The 19,181-nt window shown below is 71.2% G+C and carries 19 protein-coding genes; 3 read left to right on the top strand and 16 right to left on the bottom strand.

The window, feature by feature from the left end; all coding sequences use genetic code 11:
* Positions 1-54: 54 nt before the first annotated feature.
* Positions 55-1,071, bottom strand: coding sequence for a hypothetical protein (locus ACT17Q_RS11265; protein ID WP_444662488.1), 1,017 nt, complete (start codon positions 1,069-1,071; stop codon positions 55-57).
* Positions 1,072-1,169: 98 nt separating this feature from the next.
* Here ACT17Q_RS11265 and ACT17Q_RS11270 point away from each other — a divergent pair, with 98 nt between their 5' ends.
* Positions 1,170-2,234: an ATP-dependent DNA ligase gene (locus ACT17Q_RS11270; RefSeq protein WP_094179560.1), complete on the top strand. Its 1,065-nt coding sequence runs from the start codon at positions 1,170-1,172 to the stop codon at positions 2,232-2,234.
* 38 nt (positions 2,235-2,272) lie between these two features.
* Here ACT17Q_RS11270 and ACT17Q_RS11275 read toward each other — a convergent pair whose 3' ends face one another.
* From ACT17Q_RS11275 to chvE, 10 genes are all read right to left on the bottom strand, one after another.
* Complete coding sequence (locus ACT17Q_RS11275; protein ID WP_444662490.1) at positions 2,273-4,186, bottom strand: DUF2207 domain-containing protein; 1,914 nt, start codon at positions 4,184-4,186, stop codon at positions 2,273-2,275.
* Positions 4,187-4,231: 45 nt separating this feature from the next.
* Positions 4,232-4,702: an SsrA-binding protein SmpB gene (gene smpB / locus ACT17Q_RS11280; RefSeq protein ID WP_094179558.1), complete on the bottom strand. Its 471-nt coding sequence runs from the start codon at positions 4,700-4,702 to the stop codon at positions 4,232-4,234.
* A gap of 108 nt (positions 4,703-4,810) precedes the next feature.
* Entirely contained in the window at positions 4,811-6,202 is a 1,392-nt protein-coding gene (locus tag ACT17Q_RS11285; protein ID WP_444662493.1) for a peptidoglycan DD-metalloendopeptidase family protein, read from the bottom strand.
* A gap of 2 nt (positions 6,203-6,204) precedes the next feature.
* Positions 6,205-7,119, bottom strand: coding sequence for a permease-like cell division protein FtsX (ftsX, locus tag ACT17Q_RS11290; RefSeq protein ID WP_094179556.1), 915 nt, complete (start codon positions 7,117-7,119; stop codon positions 6,205-6,207).
* A 12-nt stretch (positions 7,120-7,131) separates the two neighbouring features.
* Complete coding sequence (gene ftsE / locus ACT17Q_RS11295; RefSeq protein WP_094179555.1) at positions 7,132-7,821, bottom strand: cell division ATP-binding protein FtsE; 690 nt, start codon at positions 7,819-7,821, stop codon at positions 7,132-7,134.
* 234 nt (positions 7,822-8,055) lie between these two features.
* Positions 8,056-8,826, bottom strand: coding sequence for an ATP-binding cassette domain-containing protein (locus ACT17Q_RS11300; RefSeq protein ID WP_094179554.1), 771 nt, complete (start codon positions 8,824-8,826; stop codon positions 8,056-8,058).
* 79 nt (positions 8,827-8,905) lie between these two features.
* A complete protein-coding gene (locus ACT17Q_RS11305) occupies positions 8,906-10,108 on the bottom strand; it encodes an ROK family transcriptional regulator (protein ID WP_444662496.1) in 1,203 nt (400 codons plus the stop codon).
* A gap of 49 nt (positions 10,109-10,157) precedes the next feature.
* Positions 10,158-11,393, bottom strand: a complete 1,236-nt coding sequence (mmsB, locus tag ACT17Q_RS11310; protein WP_268533782.1) for a multiple monosaccharide ABC transporter permease — start codon at positions 11,391-11,393, stop codon at positions 10,158-10,160.
* The gene (mmsA, locus tag ACT17Q_RS11315) at positions 11,390-12,946 is read right to left on the bottom strand and encodes a multiple monosaccharide ABC transporter ATP-binding protein (RefSeq protein ID WP_444662498.1); all 1,557 of its coding nucleotides are present in this window, start codon (positions 12,944-12,946) and stop codon (positions 11,390-11,392) included. The genes mmsB and mmsA overlap by 4 nt, the downstream gene beginning before the upstream one ends.
* A 137-nt stretch (positions 12,947-13,083) precedes the next feature.
* Positions 13,084-14,232 (bottom strand): multiple monosaccharide ABC transporter substrate-binding protein, encoded by a 1,149-nt coding sequence (chvE, locus tag ACT17Q_RS11320; RefSeq protein ID WP_444662500.1) that lies wholly within the window; start codon positions 14,230-14,232, stop codon positions 13,084-13,086.
* A gap of 301 nt (positions 14,233-14,533) precedes the next feature.
* Between chvE and ACT17Q_RS11325 the strand changes: the two genes are divergently transcribed.
* A complete protein-coding gene (locus ACT17Q_RS11325; RefSeq protein ID WP_444662502.1) occupies positions 14,534-15,532 on the top strand; it encodes a LacI family DNA-binding transcriptional regulator in 999 nt (332 codons plus the stop codon).
* A gap of 1 nt (position 15,533) precedes the next feature.
* Here the strand turns inward: ACT17Q_RS11325 and prfB are convergent, their stop codons facing one another.
* The gene (gene prfB / locus ACT17Q_RS11330; RefSeq protein ID WP_444662504.1) at positions 15,534-16,649 is read right to left on the bottom strand and encodes a peptide chain release factor 2; all 1,116 of its coding nucleotides are present in this window, start codon (positions 16,647-16,649) and stop codon (positions 15,534-15,536) included.
* A 188-nt stretch (positions 16,650-16,837) separates the two neighbouring features.
* On the opposite strand from prfB, the gene ACT17Q_RS11335 reads away from it, so the two are divergent.
* Entirely contained in the window at positions 16,838-17,323 is a 486-nt protein-coding gene (locus tag ACT17Q_RS11335; RefSeq protein ID WP_141321646.1) for a hypothetical protein, read from the top strand.
* A gap of 145 nt (positions 17,324-17,468) precedes the next feature.
* Here ACT17Q_RS11335 and ACT17Q_RS11340 read toward each other — a convergent pair whose 3' ends face one another.
* Genes ACT17Q_RS11340 through ACT17Q_RS11355 form a run of 4 tightly spaced genes read right to left on the bottom strand, consistent with a single transcriptional unit; the run spans position 17,469 to position 19,121 of the window.
* The gene (locus tag ACT17Q_RS11340; RefSeq protein WP_141321648.1) at positions 17,469-17,948 is read right to left on the bottom strand and encodes a hypothetical protein; all 480 of its coding nucleotides are present in this window, start codon (positions 17,946-17,948) and stop codon (positions 17,469-17,471) included.
* Positions 17,945-18,451 (bottom strand): TadE/TadG family type IV pilus assembly protein, encoded by a 507-nt coding sequence (locus ACT17Q_RS11345; RefSeq protein WP_307722683.1) that lies wholly within the window; start codon positions 18,449-18,451, stop codon positions 17,945-17,947. The genes ACT17Q_RS11340 and ACT17Q_RS11345 overlap by 4 nt, the downstream gene beginning before the upstream one ends.
* Positions 18,448-18,831, bottom strand: coding sequence for a TadE/TadG family type IV pilus assembly protein (locus ACT17Q_RS11350; RefSeq protein WP_444662507.1), 384 nt, complete (start codon positions 18,829-18,831; stop codon positions 18,448-18,450). The genes ACT17Q_RS11345 and ACT17Q_RS11350 overlap by 4 nt, the downstream gene beginning before the upstream one ends.
* A 29-nt stretch (positions 18,832-18,860) precedes the next feature.
* A complete protein-coding gene (locus tag ACT17Q_RS11355) occupies positions 18,861-19,121 on the bottom strand; it encodes a hypothetical protein (RefSeq protein ID WP_444662509.1) in 261 nt (86 codons plus the stop codon).
* Positions 19,122-19,181: the final 60 nt, after the last annotated feature.

Genomic DNA, 19,181 nt, shown 5'->3' on the forward strand with positions numbered 1-19,181 from the left:
ATGCCCGAGGGTGATGCTGACGCGTGCCACCACGCCTGCCCGGGGCACCGGGTCTCACACGTCGGGCGCGCACACCCCCCGGCCGAGCATCGACAGGCCGTACCGGTCCCCTGCCTGGTAGGTGAGCACGTCCGGGGACGCCTTCGGGTTCATCAGCTGGCTCGCGTCCTGCACGTGCCCGAGCCCGAGGGCGTGCGCGAGCTCGTGCCGCAGGACGGGCACGTACGCGGGCACCCCGTCGACGGGGTCACGCTCGAGCATCGTCGTGTCGATCCAGACCGCGCCGGACACCGCGACGAGCAGGCCGTCGCCGCGGTCGACCACCTGCGGCCCGCCGATGCCCGCGACGTCGCCCTCGAGCTCGGGGACACGGCTCTCGTCGGAGAACTGCACGAGCAGCGGCGCCCAGCGGTCGCCGTAGCGCTCCGGTTGGACGGGGCTGCGGCCGACGCGCGCGTCCTCGTCGGTCGTCCCGTCGACGACGAGCACGAGACCGGTGACGGCCTCGAGCTCGGACAGCACGACACGCATCTGGTCGACGAGGTCCGCGGGGGCCTCGGTGAGGTTGAGCGAGACGTGCACGGGGCGGCACGGCGACCACGCGACGGGCACCTGCGTGCCGTCGGGCAGCTCCTGGGTGCGCTCGAACGCGTACGCGGAGCCGTCCCACGCGAGCGGGGCGGGCGTGCCGAGCGGAGCGTCCTCCTCCTCGAACCCCGGCTCGGGCAGGTGGGCCAGGCTCGCCACCCCGCCGCCCGAGGCGGTGTCGTACCGCAGGACGTCCCGGGAGAAGAGCGCGTCCACCGCGCCGTCCCACGACTGGTCCGGGAGGCGGGACCACCACACGACGGCGCTCCCGGCGATCACGAGCACCGACAGCACCGCGGTCAGCACGCTGGTCGAAGGCGGGGCCGGCCTGCGACGGCGGGTCCGCGCGCGCTCGCCCGCGACCGACGTGTCCCAGGTGTCGCCGCGCCACGGGGGCGGGGCGCTGTCGCGGCCGCGCGCCTCGTCGACCACCCACTGCGGGATGCGGCCCGACTTCGAGCGCGGGAGGTCGTCGGAGGACACAGGGTGGCATCGGCGCATGCCCGGCCGACCTCAAGGGGCCACGTGCCGCCGAGCGCGGCCCGGTGCCGATGTCACCCGTCCGGTGCAGGATGTCCCCTATGCGCCTGCCCGTGATGCCGCCCGTCGCGCCCATGCTCGCGAAGTCGGTCAAGGAGATCCCCGACACGGGACACGTCGAGCCCAAGTGGGACGGCTTCCGCACGATCGTGTTCCGCGACGGCGACGAGGTGGAGCTCGGCAGCCGCAACGAGAAGCCGATGACGCGCTACTTCCCGGAGCTGGTCGAGCAGATCAAGGAACACACGCCGCCGCGGTGCGTGCTCGACGGGGAGATCGTCATCGTCTCGGGCGACCGGCTGGACTGGGACTCGCTGACGAACCGCATCCACCCGGCGGCATCACGCGTGACGCTCCTCGCGGAGCAGACGCCCGCGAGCTTCGTGGCGTTCGACGTGCTGGCGCTCGGCGACGACGACCTGATGTCCACGCCGCTGGTCGACCGGCGCGCGCGCCTGACGGAGGCGCTGGCGGACGCCGGCGGTCGCGTGCACGTGACGCCCGCGACGGCGGACCTCGACGAGGCGCGGCGCTGGTTCACGCAGTTCGAGGGCGCGGGCCTCGACGGCGTGGTGGCCAAGCCGCTCGACGGCCGCTACCTGCCCGACAAGCGCTCCATGTTCAAGGTGAAGCACGAGCGCACCGCGGACTGCGTGGTCGCGGGGTTCCGGTGGCACAAGTCGGGTCCGGTCGTCGGGAGCCTGCTGCTCGGGCTGTGGAACGACGACGGCCGGCTGCAGCACGTGGGTGTGGTCGCGTCGTTCCCGATGGCCCGCCGCGCGAGCCTCGTCGACGAGCTCGCGCCCCTGCGGGACGGCGTCGAGGACCACCCGTGGGCGCAGTGGGCGGACGAGCAGGCGCACGCCGGTCAGCGGCTCCCGGGGGCGGTGAGCCGGTGGAACGCGACGAAGGACCTCAGCTTCGTGCCGTTGCGGCCCGAGCTCGTCGTCGAGGTCGCGTACGACCACATGGAGGGTGACCGGTTCCGGCACACGGGCCAGTTCCGGCGGTGGCGGCCGGACCGTGACCCGGCGACGTGCACGTACGCCCAGCTCGACGAGCCCGTCCGGTTCGACCTCGCGGACATCCTGGGCCTGCGCCCGTAGCGGTCCGCGCGGCCGAGGACGTCACGACGAGGGTGCGGTCACCAGCCGCCGCCTCCGCCTCCGCCCACGCCGCCGCCCGAGAACCCCCCGCCGGAGAACCCGGAGCCGCCCGACGAGCCGGGTGTGGGCGCGGTGAGGGACTCGGTCGCCACGGTCTGGAACCGGTCCATGGACGAGGCGAAGCCCGAGGCCCAGAACATCCCGGGCAGGGGGTCGTAGTAGCCGACGTACCAGCCGGGTGCGTCGAGCGCGCGCCCTTGCGCGGCGAGCTCGGAGAACACCCGCGCCCACCGCTCGGCGACGCCGAACACGATCGCGTAGGGCAGGTACCGGCTGAAGACGTCCTGCCCCTCCTCGAACCGGATCTGGTCGGCCTCGGCGGTGGTCAGGTACGTCCTGAAGCCGAGCGCCTGCGCGAGCACGGCCGTGCCGTCCTCGGTGCGCGCGGGTGCGTACCTGGCGCACACGAGCACGACGACGCCGACGACGCCGATCGCGAACGGCAGGAGCGCGAGCCCGCGCGCGGAGGTGGCGAGCGAGCTGTCCCCCACGCCGATCGCGACGGCCAGGACGAACCCCGCGGCGACGATCAGTGCGATCCCCGCGGCGATCCACCGGGCGCGCACGGACTTCGGGTTGGCGCGGAACCAGCCGAGGCGTGTCACCTGGTCGTACAGCGCGTCCTGCACCTTGCTCATCGACGTCGCGAACGTCTGCTTGAGGTCGGACAGCTTGACGGTCGAGCGCGCATCGAAGATGTCGCGCAGCAGCCGGGACTCGTACTCGAGCAGCGCGGCGTCGGGCGCGCGCAGCTGCACGAGCGTCCAGTCGTTCGGCTTCTTCTTCGGGTTCGAGCGCGGCACCTCCTCGATCCGCAGGTACCCGCGCACGGCGAGGTCGATGAGCGTCGCGGTCACGTCGACGGGGTCGGCCTTCTCGTCGACGAGCGTGCCGAGCTCGCCGGGACGCACGTCCTGCGGCGGGGTGAACTGCACGCTCACGGGCGTGCGCTTGTCGCGGTACCCGGAGCCGACCTCCTGACCGTGCACCGGGCGCAGGCCGGGCGTCAGGCCGAGGTAGGCGCGGTCACGTCCGGTGCGCCGCACGCGTCGCACGGCCAGCGCGCTGCCCCCGAGCGCGGCGAGGACCGCGAGCCCGCCCAGCGGCGACGCGGGCGCCCAGACAGCCGCCGGGTCGGGGCGCTCGACGAGGAGCGGCTCGGCGCCGACGAACGTGCCGCCGGGCCAGCCGGTGACGGTCGTGAACGGCTCCCGGGCTCCCAGCAGGTCCTGCGTGAACGTCGCGCTGCTCCCCCGCACGTCGGCCGACGTGCACGGCGTGGTCGAGCCCGACGGGCCGGCGAAGCAGACCGCACCCTCGACGGGTGCCGGTCCGGTCACGGTCGCGCTGACGTCCCCGATCGGGATCTCCCAGCCCTCGCCGATGACGCTCCAGTACAGCTCGTCGCCCGAGTGCTGCTCGTTCGCGGGGTTCACCAGGCCGTCGACCCGGTAGGTCAGGCGGTAGGTCTGCACGCCCGACACGTCGTCGACGTCCTCGTCGCCGATCCGCAGCGTGAGCCAGCCGTCGCTCTCCTCGCGGTGCAGGTCCGCCGGCGCACCGGAGGGGCTCGACACGCTCACCGCGCTGTAGCTGAACACCCGGTCGCGCGTCTCGTCGTACCCCTGACGCGTCGGCAGCGTGAGGTACGGACCGTGGCCGGGGTCGTCGCCGAAGTCGAAGTCGAAGTCGACGCTCACGTCCGCGGTCCCGGAGGAGTCCAGGGTCGCCGTCACGTCGTACCGCGTGATCTCGCGGCCGCTCGTCTGGTCCGGTGCCGCCGACGCGGCGAGCGCGGTGCCGACGAGCAGCGCACCCGACAGACCGAGGACGGCGACCGAGCGGCGCGGACCGCGCCCTCGCGGCGCGACGAGCTTCAGGAACTGGTGCACCGCCGCAACCTATCGCGGCCTGCGGTGGAGCGGCCGGGGACCCGCTCAGCGGTCGCGCAGGTCGCGCATCGCGCGCTGCGCCTCGAGGTTGTCCTGCCGCTCACGCAGCGCCTGACGCTTGTCCCAGTCCTTCTTGCCGCGGGCGAGGGCGATCTCGACCTTCGCCCGGCCGTCGAGGAAGTAGAGCGCGAGCGGGACGACCGTGTGTCCCTTCTCGCGCGTGCGGGACTCGAGGCGGTCGATCTCCTCGCGGTGCAGCAGCAGCTTGCGCTTGCGCCGCGGGGCGTGGTTGGTCCACGTGCCCTGCGCGTACTCGGGGATGTGCACCCCGTGCAGCCACGCCTCGCCGCCCTCGATCTCGCACCAGCCGTCGACCAGCGACGCGCGGCCGGCGCGCAGCGCCTTGACCTCGGTGCCGGTCAGCACCACGCCGGCCTCGAAGACGTCCTCGATCGTGTAGTCGTGGCGGGCCTTGCGGTTGGCGGCCACGAGCTTGCGCCCGGAGTCCTTGGCCACCGCGCACCCCTCCTCGTCCTCGTCCGCGGTCGTCGGACCACGGGCCCCCGTCGTGAGGGCCGCTCGAGCCTACCCGCCGCCCGCGCGGGTGGCGCAGCGGTTATCGGCTCACAGTGGCAGGTACGGCCGGGGGTTCGTCGTCGCGCCGTTGAAGTACACCTCGAAGTGCAGGTGGCAGCCGCCCGACATCCCCGTGTTGCCCGCACGTGCGATGAGCTGACCCGCCTTCACGTACGCGCCGGGGCGCACGACGAACGACGACAGGTGGTTGTAGCTCGTCGCGAGCGAGCGGCCGTTGACCGAGCCGTGCGTGATCATCACCTGGTTGCCGTACCCGTTGCGGTACTGCGTCCAGGCCACGGTGCCCGAACGCGCGGCGTACACGTCGTTGCCGCAGTAGTCGCGCAGGTCGATGCCCGCGTGCAGGCGCCAGTAGTGCAGGACCGGGTGGTAGCGCATCCCGTACTCGGACGTCACGTGGATGGGCCGCGTCTGGGTCGGGTTGACGAAGAGCGTCCCCGACGACGACGGCGGCGGGTCGCCGGGGTCCGGGTCCTTCGCGCGCTCGGCGTCGCGCTTCTTCTGCTCCTCGATCGCCTTGCGCAGGTCCGACTCGATGCGCTTGGACTCCCGGTCGATGCGCGCGAGCTGCGCGGTGATCTCGCCCTTCTTCGCGAGCAGCGCGGCCTGCTTCTCCTGCTCCTCGGCGAGCAGGGCGTCGAGCGTCGCCTTGGCGTCCTCGGCCGCCTTCTTCGCCGCCTTGGACTGCTCGACCTTCGCGTCGGCCTCGTCCTTGAGCTCGCCGATGCGCGTCTGGACGGCCTGGAGCCGCTCGGCGGAGTTGCGGTTGCCGGACTCGGTGGCCTGCAGGTCGTCGAGCACCTGCGCGCGCGTGCGCAGCGCCTGGCTCATGAGGTCCGCGCGCCGGATGAAGTCCTCGCTCGAGTCGGCGTCGAGCACCATGCTCACGCCCGAGACGTCACCGCCGCCGCGGTACGCCTCGCGCGCCATCTGCCCGATCGCCTCACGCAGGCGCGACGACTCGCTGGAGTCCGCCTCGATCGTCGCGGACAGGTCGTCGGCCTGCTCGCGCGCGTCCTGCAGGCGCGCCGCGACGATCGCGGCCTCGCGCGTCGCCTTCGCGTACTCGGCCTCGGCCTCCTGCACCGCAAGCCGCGCGGCGGGCAGCTGGGCCCGCACCTCGAGCAGGCGGTCGGAGACCGCGCCGAGCTCGCCCTCGAGACCCTCGAGGACCTCCTCGGCGTCCGAGCGCTCCTTCTCGTTGGCCGACTTCTGCCGCTCGGCGGCCTTGCGTCGGTCGTCGATCGCGTCGGCGTTCGCGGGCGCCGCGACCGCGCCGAGCACGATCGTCGCGACCAGCCCCATGATCGCGAGCAGCGCACCCGACCGGGACGCGCGCGCCCCGGGGCGTGCGGCGACGCCGGCGGTGCGCCGGTCGGTCGGCCGGCTCGGTCGGCTCGGTCGCGTGCGTCGGCGCATGCTCACACCTTCGTGTAGCGGCTCAGGGTCACGAGCGAGGAGATCGCGGCCAGCAGGATGCCGGCAACCACCAGGAGCGGCGCGACCGTGAGGACGTCGGCTGTGGTCACGTACGGGATCCAGGAGACCGTACCGCCCAGCCAGTCCGTGACCAGGTACTCCACGCCGAGCCACAGCCCACCGACCGCGAGGAGCGACCCGACCGTCGCCGCGAGCGCGCCCTCGAGCATGAACGGCAGCTGGATGAACCACGTGGACGCGCCGACGAGGCGCATGATCCCGGTCTCACGCCGTCGCGACATCGCCGACAGGCGGATCGTCGTGGTGATGAGCAGCACCGCCGCGACGAGCATGACGGCCGCGAGGCCACCCGTGAGCAGCGTCGCGCGGTCGATCACCAGGAACAGGCGGTCGAACAGCCGCCGCTGGTCCTGCACCGACTCCACGCCCTGCTTGCCGGAGACCACGTCGGCCACGACCTCGTACTGCGAGGGGTCGGTGAGCTTGATGCGGAAGGAGGAGTTCATGTCGTCGACGGTCGCGACCGACGCCCACGACTGGTCGCCGAACTGCTTCTTGAACGAGTCGAAGGCCTGCTGCTTCGTCTCGAAGAAGACCTCCTCGACGAGCGGCTTGATCTCCGGCTCGTCGAGCGCCGCGGTGATCGCGTCCTTCTGCTCGTCGGTGACCTCACCGCCCGCGCACGTGGGCTCGGGCGACGTCGCCGGGCACAGGAAGACCGAGACCTCGACCTTGTCGTACCAGTCGTCCTTCATCTTGCCGATCTGCAGCTGCAGCAGCGCGGCGGAGCCGACGAACGTCAGCGAGACGAACGTGACGAGGACGACCGAGATCGTCATCGACAGGTTCCGACGAAGACCGATGCCGATCTCGGAGAGGATGAACCGCAGTCGCATGTCGCCCTCGCCTCAGCGGTCCGAGCCGTAGACGCCGCGCGACTGGTCGCGCACGAGCTCACCGGTGGCGAGCTCGACGACGCGCTTGCGCATCTGGTCCACGATCTCGTCGTCGTGCGTGGCCATGACCACGGTCGTTCCGGTGCGGTTGATGCGGTCGAGCAGGCGCATGATCCCCAGGGACGTCGTCGGGTCGAGGTTGCCGGTGGGCTCGTCGCACAGCAGGATCTGCGGCCGGTTGACGAACGCGCGGGCGATCGCGACGCGCTGCTGCTCACCACCGGACAGCTCGTGCGGGCGGCGCTTCTCCTTGCCCGCCAGCCCGACCATCTCGAGCACGTCCGGGACGGTCGTCAGGATCTGGTGCCGCGGCTTGCCGATGACCTGCAGCGCGAACGCGACGTTCTCGAACACCGTCTTGTTGGGCAGCAGGCGGAAGTCCTGGAACACCGCGCCGATCTGGCGGCGCAGCTGCGGGACCTTCCACGACGACAGCGAGCCCAGCTCCTTGCCGGCGACGAACACCTTCCCGGCGGACGCCCGCTCCTCGCGCAGCACGAGCCGCAGGAACGTCGACTTCCCCGAGCCGGACGCGCCGACGAGGAAGACGAACTCACCGCGCTCGACCTCGAGCGTGATGCGGTCCAGCGCGGGGCGTGCGCCGCGCGCGTAGACCTTGGTGACGTTCTCGAACTTGATCACGCTGCTCGCTCGGGTTGCTCGCTGCGGCGGGTCCCGCACCACCGGACCGGGCGGGCCCGGTCACCGGACGGGTGCCCGGCGCGTCGAGACTAGGCACCGCCGCCGTGGGCCCGGTCCGCCGACACGCCGAGCGCGCGGGGAGGTCCGGTGAAGGTCGCCGGGCCGACCCGCAGCGATCGGGACGAACCGGCGCGAACAGGGCGGCGAACCGGCGTGCTGCGCGGCCCGGGCCGGTCACCGCAGCGCGTGCAGCCGGGGCTGGCGGCGCACCGTCGCGCCGGTGATCGCCGCGAGGACCTCCTCGTGGCTCGTCGTCGCCGCGTCGAACGTGCCGTTGTTGCGGCCGTGGCGCAGCACGACGATGCGGTCGGACACCGCACGCACGTCGGTCATGTTGTGGCTGATGAGGATCACCGCGAGCCCCAGCTCGCGCAGCCGCTCGATGTGCGTGAGCACCTCGGCGGTCTGCGCCACCGACAGCGCGGCGGTCGGCTCGTCGAGCACGACGATGCGTGGCTCGCCGATCAGCGTCCGCGCGATCGCCACGGACTGCCGCTGCCCCGCCGACAGGGTCGACAGCGGCGTGCGGACGGACGGGATGCGCGAGTTGAGCTTGTCGAGCACGCGCCGCGCGGTGGCCTCCATGTACCCGTCGTCCAGCAGCCCGCCCGTGCGCACCTCGCGCCCCAGGAACAGGTTGGACGTGACGTCGAGGTTGTCGCACAGCGCGAAGTCCTGGAACACCGTCGCGACGCCGAGCTGGTGCGCGGCCGCGGGCGTCGGGATCGTCGTGGGCTCCCCCGCGATCTCGATCAGGCCCGCGTCCGGGGTGTACGCGCCCGCGACGACCTTGGCGAGCGTCGACTTGCCCGCGCCGTTGTCGCCGACGAGCGCGACGACCTCGTGCGCGAACACGTCCAGGTCGACGCCCGCGAGGGCCTCGACCGCACCGAAGTTCTTGCTGATGCCGCGCATGGACAGCAGAGGCACCGATGCCGCGCTCATGTGCTCACCTGCTTCACGTCGATGTGTTGCGGTCAGTGAAGTCTCCCACTCCTGCGTCGTCAACGGTCCTCCACCGACGTCACCCCAAGCCCTCGACGTCGACGGTCTCGTCGACGCTCAGAGGCACGTCGGTCGACTGGACCGCGAGTGCCAGCGCCCCCACCATCTCCGCGCGTGTGCCGAGGCTCGCGCGCACCACCTCGAGCGGCGCGATCCGGTTCGGCAGCGCGTGCCGCGCGAGTGACGAGCGCAGCGGCGCGACGAGCGTCTCGCCCGTCTCCGCGAGCTCACCGCCCACGACGACGACCTGCGGGTTCACCGCCAGCACCAGCCCGGCGAGCGCCGCACCGATCACCGCACCGGCCTCCGCGATCGCGTCGCCGCAACGCTCGTCGCCCTGGTTGGCACGCTGCACGACGTCGCGCAGGCTCGCGATCCCCGGCACCGGACCGACCGCGTCGAGCAACGCACCCGCGCCGACGACCGTGTCGAGGCACCCCCGCCGGCCGCACCGGCACGGCTGACCGTCCGGGCGGACCGTGAGGTGGCCGATCTCCCCGGCCGTGCCTGCGAACCCGCGCAGCACCTGTCCGCCGAGCACGATCCCGGCCCCCACGCCGTACGACGCGCGCAGGAACAGGCTGTCGGCCCGGTCCCGTGCGGCACCCACGGTCGACTCCGCGAAGGCCGCCAGGTTGGCGTCGTTGTCCACGTACACCGGCAGCTCGAGCCGCTTGGACAGGACCTGCCCGAGGTGGACGTCGTCCCAGCCGGGCATGATCCCCTCGACCGAGATCATCCCCGTCGCCGAGTCGACCGGTGCGGGAACGCCCACCCCCATGCCCACCACGTCGCCGAGCGACGCCCCGACCCTCTCGAGCAGGTCGATCACCAGCAGCGCGACGCGGTCCAGCGTCGTGTCGACCCGGTGCTCGACCGGCAGCGGGAGCGTCTGCTCCGCGAGGATCTCGTGCGAGAAGTCACCGAGCGCGACACGCAGGTGACGGTGCCCGATCTGGACGCCGGCCGCCAGACCCACGCGGCGGGCGAGCGTGACCATCTGGGCACGCCGCCCGCTGCGCGTGGTCGCGACGGTGTCGACGACCCCCGCGGCGTACAGCTCGCGGACGATCGTCGACACCGTCGCCTGGGACAGACCGGTGGCCTCGGCGAGCTCGACCTGCGTCAGGCCGCCGTACCGCTTGACCGTCTGGACGACGAGCTGGCGGTTGGCCTCGCGCAGGGACGACTGGGAGCCGGCCGTGCTCGCTCGCCTGCTCACGCTCGCACCTTAGTGTCCGTCGGGCCGGGAGCCGGCCAACTGGGTCGGGTCAGCTGCTCGTGCCGGCCCGACGCTTGTTGATCAGGTCGAACGCCACCGCGAACAGCAGCACCAGACCCTTGATGGCCTGCTGCCACGACGGGTCGACCGACATGATCGACAGACCCATGTTCAGGACGCCCATGATGAGCGCACCGACGATGGCGCCCGAGATCCGGCCGATGCCGCCCGTGACCGCCGCACCACCGATGAAGCAGGCCGCGATCGCGTCGAGCTCGAAGTTCTGGCCCGCGGCCGCGACGGCCGCGCCACCGCGCGCCGTGGTGATGATCGCCGCGACACCGGCGAGCGCGCCGATGTTGACGAAGATCATGAAGTCGACGCGCTTGGTGCGCACACCCGACAGGCTCGCCGCGGGACGGTTGCCACCGACCGCGTAGATGTGCCGGCCGAACACCGTGCGACCCATGAGGAACGTGTACGCGACGATCAGGACGCCGACGATCACGAGGATCACGGGCATGCCGCCCGCCGACAGCGACAGCAGCACCGCGAGGATGCCCACGGCGATCGCGACGCCGACGATCTTCGCGACGAACGCGGCCATCGACTCCACGTGCAGGTCGTGCTTGCGCAGCTGCATCCGGGCGCGGAGCTGCGTGAACGCGAAGGCCGCGATCGTGAGCGCGCCGATCAGGAGCGTGACGACGTCCATGTCTCCGCTGAAGCCGAGGAAGTTCGGCAGCGAGCCGGAGACGATCGAGTTGAACGACGTGTCGTTCACGCGGATGGTCTGGCTGACGACGACGAGCGCGAGCCCTCGGAAGATCAGCATGCCGGCGAGTGTCACGATGAACGCCGGGATCCCGATGTACGCGATCCAGAAGCCCTGCCACGCGCCGACCGCCGCACCGATCGCGATGCCGATGAGCACCGCGAGCCACCACGGCAGCCCCCAGTCGGTGATGGTGACCGCGACGACGCCGCCGACGAACGCGACCACCGACCCGACCGACAGGTCGATGTGCCCGGCGACGATCACCATGACCATGCCGATGGCGAGCACCATGACGTACGCGTTCTGCTGGAACAGCGAGACCACGTTGTCCGGCTTGAGGAGCCGGCCGTCCGTGAGCCCCTGGAAGAGCAGGACGATCAGGACGAGCGCCGCGAAGATGCCGTACTGGCGCGCGTTGCCGCCGAGGCCCGACAGGCGCTGGCTCAGCGGGACGCGGGCCTGCTCACCGGGGGGCATCGCGGGGGCGAGGTTGGTGTCGGTGCTCATCGGGGAGTCACGTCCTTCTCCATGGTCATGTACTGCATGAGTCGCTCCTGGGTCGCGTCCTGCCGGGCGACCTCGCCCGTGATGCGCCCCTGGGACAGGGTGTAGATGCGGTCGCAGATGCCGAGCAGCTCGGGCAGCTCCGACGAGATGACGATGACGCCCTTGCCCGCGTCAGCCAGCCTGTTGATGATCGTGTAGATCTCGTACTTCGCGCCCACGTCGATGCCGCGCGTCGGCTCGTCGAGGATCAGCACGTCCGGGTCGGAGAAGATCCACTTGCTCAGCACGACCTTCTGCTGGTTGCCGCCGGACAGCTTGCCGACGAGCGCCTCGACGGTCGGCGTCCGGATGCCGAGGTCCTTGCGGAACCGCTCGGCGACCTTGAGTTCCTCGTTGCGGTCGATCACACCGCGCGAGGCGACCTTGTGGATCGCCGCACCCGAGATGTTGTCGCGGATGGTCGAGATCAGGTTCAGCCCGTAGTGCTTGCGGTCCTCGGTCGCGTACGCGATGCCTGCGTTGATCGCCGCGCTCACGCTGTGGAGCTGGACCTGCTGGCCGTCCTTGTACACCCGCCCCGAGATGTGCGAGCCGTACGAGCGGCCGAACACCGACATCGCGAGCTCGGTGCGGCCGGCGCCCATGAGCCCGGCGATGCCGACGATCTCGCCCCGCCGCACGTTGAGCGAGGCGCCGTCGACGACCTTGCGCGCCTGGTCGAGCGGGTGGTGCACGGTCCAGTCCTCGATGCGCAGCACCTCCTCGCCGATGGTCGACGTGTGCTCCGGGAACCGGTTGTCGAGCGGTCGGCCGACCATCCCGCGGATGATCCGCTCCTCGGTGACCCCGTCGCTGCGCATGTCCAGCGTCTCGATGGTCTGACCGTCGCGGATGATCGTCGTGGTGTCGGCGATCGACTCGATCTCGTTCAGCTTGTGGCTGATGATGATCGAGGTGATGCCCAGCTCGCGCAGGCCGCTGATCAGCCCGAGCAGGTGCGCGCTGTCCTCGTCGTTCAGGGCCGCGGTGGGCTCGTCGAGGATGAGCAGCTTCACCTCCTTGGAGAGCGCCTTGGCGATCTCCACGAGCTGCTGCTTGCCGACCCCGATGTCGATGATCTTCGTGTCGGGGCGCTCGTCCAGGCCGACGCGGGCGAGCAGCTTCGCGGCCTCGGAGTTGGTGTGGTTCCAGTCGATGACGCCGCGCGCCGCGCGCTCGTTGCCGAGGAAGATGTTCTCGGCGATCGACAGGAACGGCGACAGCGCGAGCTCCTGGTGGATGATGACGATCCCCACGTGCTCCGAGTCGCGCGTGCTGCGGAACTCGGCGGGGGTGCCCTCGAAGACGATGTCGCCCTCGTAGGAGCCGTGGGGGTAGACCCCCGAGAGCACCTTCATGAGGGTCGACTTGCCCGCGCCGTTCTCGCCGCAGATCGCGTGGATCTCGCCGCGTCGGACGGACAGGTTCACGTCCGAGAGCGCGAGCACGCCGGGGAAGCGCTTGGTGATGCCCCGCATCTCGAGGATGTGGTCGGGTGTTGCTGTGGTGTCCATCTGGTCCTCGGTCCTTGCCCGGTCACGACTGGTCCGCTCGTCACGGACTCTGACGGTGCCGCCCGGCGACGGGCGGCGGGCCTGGCGGGCCGCCGACGCACCACACGGGTGCGCCGGCGGCCGCCGTCAGGCTCGCGTCACAGACCGAGGTCGGACGCCTTGTAGAAGCCGGAGTCGACCAGGTCCTTCTGGACCGTGTCGGGCGTGACGACCTGCGGGTCGAGCAGCAGGGTCGGGACGACCTTCACGTTGTTGTTGTAGGTCTCGGTGTCGTTGACCGTCACCTCGGAGCCGGAGACGACCTCCTCGACCATCTTGGCGACCGCGTCACCCAGCGCACGCGTGTCCTTCCAGACCGTCATGGACTGCTTGCCGGCGAGCATGTTGAGCACGTTCGCCTGGTCCGCGTCCTGACCGGTCAGGACCGGCCAGCCCTCGCCGGCCTTGTAGCCCGCGCCGGTGAGCGCCTGCGCGATGCCGAGCGCGAGCGAGTCGTTCGGGGAGAGCACGACCTGGACCTTGGTGTCGCCGCCGTAGAACGAGTTGAGGCGGTTCTCCATCTCGGCCTGCGCGTCGTCCGAGCCCCAGCCGAGGATGCCGATGTTCGTCCACTGGTCGTCCGTCTTGGGCGCCTTGCCCGACGGCACGACGAGCTTCCCGTTCTCGACGTACTGCTTGAGGATGTCCCAGGCGCCCTGGAAGAAGAACTTGGCGTTGTTGTCGTCGGGCGAGCCGGCGAACGGCTCGAAGTTGAACGGGCCCTTGCCGTCCTTCAGGCCGAGGGTCTCCTCGATGAACTGGCCCTGCATCTGGCCGACCTTGTAGTTGTCGAACGTCGCGTAGTAGTCGACGTTCGGCGTCTCGTTGATCAGGCGGTCGTACGCGATGACCTTGACGTCCTTCGCGGCGGCCTGCTCGAGCACCGGGCCGAGCGTGGTGCCGTCGATCGAGGCGATGACGAGCACCTTGGCGCCGTCGTTGATCATGTTCTCGATCTGGCTGATCTGCTGGTCGGTCTTGTTGTCCGCGTACTGCAGGCTCGTCTCGAAGCCCGCGTCCTCCAGCAGCTCGACGAGGTGGGCACCGTCACGGTTCCACCGCTCGAGCGCCTTCGTCGGCATCGCGATGCCGATGAGGCCACCGCCCTCCGACGCGCCGGTCGTCGCACCCGGCGTCGCCTTCGTGTCGCTGTCGCTGTCGCGCTCGCTGCTGCACGCGGCGAGGGAGGCGGTGAGCAGGCCGACGGTCGCGATCGCGACCGACAGCTTCTTCCAGGTCTGGGACATCGTCGTCTACTCCTCTGGCACACCGTCCGGGGCGCGGCGGTGCGGCTGCGGCCGCTCCGTCCGTGCGTGGAGCCGTCTTTGACCCACCGCCCCGGAGTGATGGCTTGAATTCAAGACTCAAAGCCATCGAGAACGCAAGCGCCGTTACCAAAGCGTGTCCTGACTGTCGAGAGGCCGGTACGGTTCGGCCGCTTTGGCTTCGCTTCGTAACTCGAAGTCATCCTATGTGCTCTGCGTCACACTCGGTGGTTTCGGGGCCCGCGTGGCCCCGTGATGCTCCCCGGACCGGGACAATCGATGCGTGGCTGTGACCATCCGCGACGTCGCGCAACGCGCCGGTGTCAGCAAGACCACCGTCTCGCGCGTCCTCAACGGACGCGACGAGCTCGACGCGAGGACCGCCGCACGCGTCCGAGCCGTCATCGACGAACTCGGCTACGTCCCCAACGCCCGCGCCGTCGCGTTCGCGCGCGGCACCACGCACGTCGTCGCGATGCTCCTGCCGTCGCTGACCTGGCCGTGGATCGGCGAGGTCGTGCAGGCTGCCATCGAGGCCATCGAGGACGAGGGCTACGGCATGCTCGTCTTCACCACCACGCAGGGCGAGGAGTCGATGCGCCGGTTCACGGAGCACGTCTCCGCGCGCGCGTTCGACGGCCTGCTCGTCGTCGAGCCCGAGGGCACGCTCGACTACATCACGCGCCTGCACGACGAGGGCCTGCCCGTCGTGCTCATCGACGACCGCGGGCACGAGCCGCGCTTCGGATCCGTCGCGACGACCAACCGGCTCGGGGCGCTCGCCGCGGCCCACCACCTGCTCGGCATCGGCCGTCGCGCCCCGCTCGTCATCTCCGGCGACCCGCGCTTCGGGTGCGTGCAGGACCGGCTCGCCGGCTTCGCCGAGGGCTTCGCCGCCGCCGGCCGCACGCTCGACCCCCTGCAGGTCGTCGAGGGCGACTTCAGCTACGAGTCCGGCCAGGCCGCCGTCCACCGCGCCCTCGAGGCAGGGCTCGAGTTCGACTCGCTGTTCGTGCACAACGACACGATGGCGATGGCCGCGATGACGGAGCTGCGCCGCGCGGGGCTGCGCATCCCCGACGACGTCGCTGTCGTCGGGTTCGACGACCTGCCGTTCGCCGCGCAGACCGACCCGCCGCTCACGACCGTGCACCAGCCCATCCGCGAGATGGGTCAGGTCGCGGCGCGTGCGCTGCTCGCGAGCTTCCGCGGCACGCCCGTGCCGAACGAGCCGATCGTCCTGCCCACGTCGTTCACCGTGCGGGCCTCCACGGTCGGCTGACTCAGGAGGTCTGCGACTCCTGCGCGCGGCGCCAGCGGATGCCCGCCTCGATGAAGTCGTCGATGTCGCCGTCGAACACCGCGGCCGGGTTGCCGACCTCGTGCTCCGTGCGCAGGTCCTTGACCATCTGGTACGGCTGCAGGACGTACGAGCGCATCTGGTCGCCCCAGCTCGCCTTGATGTCGCCCGCGAGCTCCTTCTTCGCGGCGCGCTCCTCCTCCTGACGCTGCAGGAGCAGGCGCGACTGCAGGACGCGCAGCGCCGCCGCCCGGTTCTGGATCTGCGACTTCTCGTTCTGCATCGACACGACGATGCCCGTCGGGAGGTGCGTCATGCGCACCGCCGAGTCCGTCGTGTTGACCGACTGACCACCCGGGCCCGACGAGCGGAACACGTCCACCTTGATCTCCGACTCCGGGATCTCGATGCTGTCCGTCTGCTCGATCAGCGGGATCACCTCGACCGCCGCGAACGACGTCTGCCGGCGCCCCTGGTTGTCGAACGGCGAGATGCGCACCAGGCGGTGCGTGCCCGCCTCGACCGACAGGTGCCCGTACGCGTACGGAGCCTTGACCTCGAACGTCGCCGACTTCAGGCCGGCCTCCTCCGCGTAGGAGGTGTCGAGCACCGCCGTCGGGTAGCCGTGCCGCTCGGCCCAGCGCAGGTACATGCGCAGGAGCATCTCCGCGAAGTCCGCCGCATCCACGCCACCCGCGCCCGAGCGGATCGTCACGACCGCCTCACGCTGGTCGTACTCCCCCGCCAGCAGCGTGCGGACCTCGAGCTGGTCCAGGTCCTTGCGGATCTTGACGAGCTCCGTCTCCGCCTCGGCGAGCGTGTCCTCGTCCTCCATCTCCTGCCCCAGCTCGACCAGGGTCTCGAGGTCGTCGATGCGGGACTTCAGCTTGTCGACCCGCTCGAGCTCGCTCTGCGCCGACGACAGCGCGCTCGTCACCTTCTGCGCCGACTCCGGGTCGTCCCACAGGTCCGGCGCCGAGGCCTGCTCGGACAGGCGCGCGATCTTCTCCCGCAGCGCGGTCGGGTCGCTCACCGACTGGATGGACTCCAGGGTGGTGCGCAGCTCGCGGATCTCAGCGGGAAAGTCGGTGGTGGCCACGACCGTCCAGGTTACCCGCAACCTCATCCGACTCTCGCCGCGGCCCAACGCCGCCTCGGCCGCCCGTCGTCATCGAAGTACAACCGCCGCCGTCATTGCCTTTCATTGGCGGTGCTTGCTGGCGATTGCCGCTGATGTCGACATGTGCTTTAATGGTCCCAACGGAACCTCAGCACCGAGGAGATCTGATGTCGAACGATCTGCACTTCCACATCCCGCAGGGCTTCACTGGGACGATCACCGTTGGCCAGGACGGCCAGGTCACCGTGACCAGTGCCGCCCCCGAGCCGGCCGGCGCGTCGCACGCCTGGCCCGACCTCGCCGCAGAAACCGCCGAGAAGCTGGAGGAGATGCTCCAGCGCCAGAAGGACTACGACCCGTCGACTCGTTCGCGAGATGTCGCCAAGGTGCTCCTGGACCGAGGCTGGTCGCTCTACTCCGTGAACCTGAAGGGCGGCTACGTCCTGTTCACCTACGCGGGTGACGAACACGGAGTGTCGCTGTACCTCAGCTCGCTGGACCTCAACAACACCAAGGCGTCACAGCGCGAGTTCATGATGAGCCTCCCCGGGGTGGATGTGCACAAGTCCGACGTCCGGGTGCCCATCAACGGCAAGCACTTCGACCAGGCCCTCGACAGCATCGCCGCGATCGAGAAGTGGGCCGACGGATAGCGGAGGCCTGCATGGGCGCTCTTCCAACCCCGTGGGCGGAGGCGACACCGGCACCGCCCACCGTCGCTGGCACGCGGAAGTCGAGTCGTCTCCCGTCGACGATTGGTCGGGGACTCGGCTCAGCCAGGACCGACCTCGCGCAGCATCAGTCCGCGGTGGCGCTGGCCTCCGCGTGGATCGTGATGCCGTCCGTCCAGGCGCTCAGGACCCATGCCGTCGACGACGGACGGACGCGCGCGACGAGCCCGACCCGCGCCGTGCGAGGGCCGGCGGCGACGGCCTCGCTCACGGCGAACTGGCGCCAACCGGCGGTCTCGTCGGGGTGCGCGGCGAGGTAGTCGTCGACCGCGCCGCGCACAGAGCCGTCCGTCAGCGCCAGGCGCGCCTTGCCCTCGTGGCCGTAGTAGACGTTCTCGCCGATCGAGTCGGAGGCGTCGAGCGCCAGCATGTCCGCGAGCGCGACCAGCCGCTTGTGCTCGAGGTGCAGCTGCGCGGCCGACGCCACGACGAGGATGAGCATCGACGCGAAGACCACGACCCCGAACGTCAGGACGATGACCTGGCCGTCGTCGGCTCCGCCCGCGCGGTGCAGGCGACCGCGCAGCGCCCGCCAGACCCGGCTCACCTGATGCTCCGGTACTCGTCGACGACCGCGACGTGGCTCGACGACACGGGGATCTCGAGCGGGACGACGTCACGCACCATGTCGGGCACGAACGGCAGCGGGACGACGACCTGCACGCGTGCCTCGACGTGCGCGTCGGGCTGGAGGCACGGCGACTGCTCGCACGTCACGACGAGTGCCTCGGCCGGCTCGTCGTCGAAGCCCTGGTCCTGGAGAGCGACCCCGGTGACGGCCGCGGCTCGGGCGGCCGCCGACGTGGCGTCGTCCGCCGCGACGTACACGCGGGCCGCCTCGCGCGCGGCCGACTCGACCGCGTAGCTCGCGGCCTCGAGCCGCGCGAGGACCATCACGAGGTACACGAGCGGCAGCAGCAGGACGAACGCGAGGCCGAGGAACTCGACGATCGCGCTCCCGTCGTCGCGCGCGTCGCCGTGGCGGACCCGCGCCGCGAGGCGCGCGACGAGCAGGCGGAGGGCCGGCGGCACGGGCGTTCCGCCGCTCACGGCAGGTCGTCCTCGGCGATCGCGTGGCCCGTCACCGTGAGCCGGCCCGCAGGGCCGATCAGGCCGATCACCGGAAGCGGCGCGCGCACCTCGACCTCGATCATCTCCACGCCGTCGACCACGACGCGCCGCGCGGTCACGTCGGACGCGTAGCCGTCGGCCAGCGAGCCGGCGACCAGCTCCCGCGTGCGTCGTGCGGCGTCGCTCGTCGAGCGGCCGTCGAGCGCGCCGTACCGGGCGCCCGCGGACGCGCTGTCGACCAGCGTGTTGCGCACGTGCAGGCCGAGCGTGAGCTGCACGATCCCGAGCGCGATGACCACGATCAGGCCGCCGATGAGCACGAAGTCGACGACCGCCGCCCCCTCGTCGGCGCCGGCCACGGCCCGGACGGGGTGGCCGCGATCGTCGCTCAGGTCCGGTTCACGTCCTCGACCGCGCCGCGGAACATGTTCTCCAGCAGCGGGCGGGCGAGCGTCAGCAGCGCCACCACGAGCGCCGCGGTCATGAGCGTCACCAGCACCCACCCGGGCACGTCCCCCCGGTCGCGCCCGGCGGCCCGCAGCCGTCCGGTGAACCAGCCGTGCGTGCGCACCGCCAGCGTGAGCGTCGAGTCCTGCACGCGGTCCCGCACCCGGGCCACCCGCGCGCTCCCGTGCCGCAGCGTCGTCATCCGTACCTCCTCGTGAGACCCCGCCGTGCGGCGGGATGCCGATGGTCGCGACGCGCGGCC

This window comes from Cellulomonas sp. CW35 (assembly GCF_052378485.1).
Lineage (GTDB): Bacteria > Actinomycetota > Actinomycetes > Actinomycetales > Cellulomonadaceae > Cellulomonas > Cellulomonas uda.

Coding starts and splice junctions, on each gene's coding strand:
- ACT17Q_RS11335 (WP_141321646.1), top strand. CDS start 16,838: ATGTCGAACGATCTGCACTTCCACATCCCGCAGGGCTTCACTGGGACG.
- ACT17Q_RS11285 (WP_444662493.1), bottom strand. CDS start 6,202: ATGCGCCGACGCACGCGACCGAGCCGACCGAGCCGGCCGACCGACCGG.
- ACT17Q_RS11355 (WP_444662509.1), bottom strand. CDS start 19,121: ATGACGACGCTGCGGCACGGGAGCGCGCGGGTGGCCCGGGTGCGGGAC.
- ftsX (WP_094179556.1), bottom strand. CDS start 7,119: ATGCGACTGCGGTTCATCCTCTCCGAGATCGGCATCGGTCTTCGTCGG.
- ACT17Q_RS11300 (WP_094179554.1), bottom strand. CDS start 8,826: ATGAGCGCGGCATCGGTGCCTCTGCTGTCCATGCGCGGCATCAGCAAG.
- mmsA (WP_444662498.1), bottom strand. CDS start 12,946: ATGGACACCACAGCAACACCCGACCACATCCTCGAGATGCGGGGCATC.
- mmsB (WP_268533782.1), bottom strand. CDS start 11,393: ATGAGCACCGACACCAACCTCGCCCCCGCGATGCCCCCCGGTGAGCAG.
- chvE (WP_444662500.1), bottom strand. CDS start 14,232: ATGTCCCAGACCTGGAAGAAGCTGTCGGTCGCGATCGCGACCGTCGGC.
- ACT17Q_RS11270 (WP_094179560.1), top strand. CDS start 1,170: ATGCGCCTGCCCGTGATGCCGCCCGTCGCGCCCATGCTCGCGAAGTCG.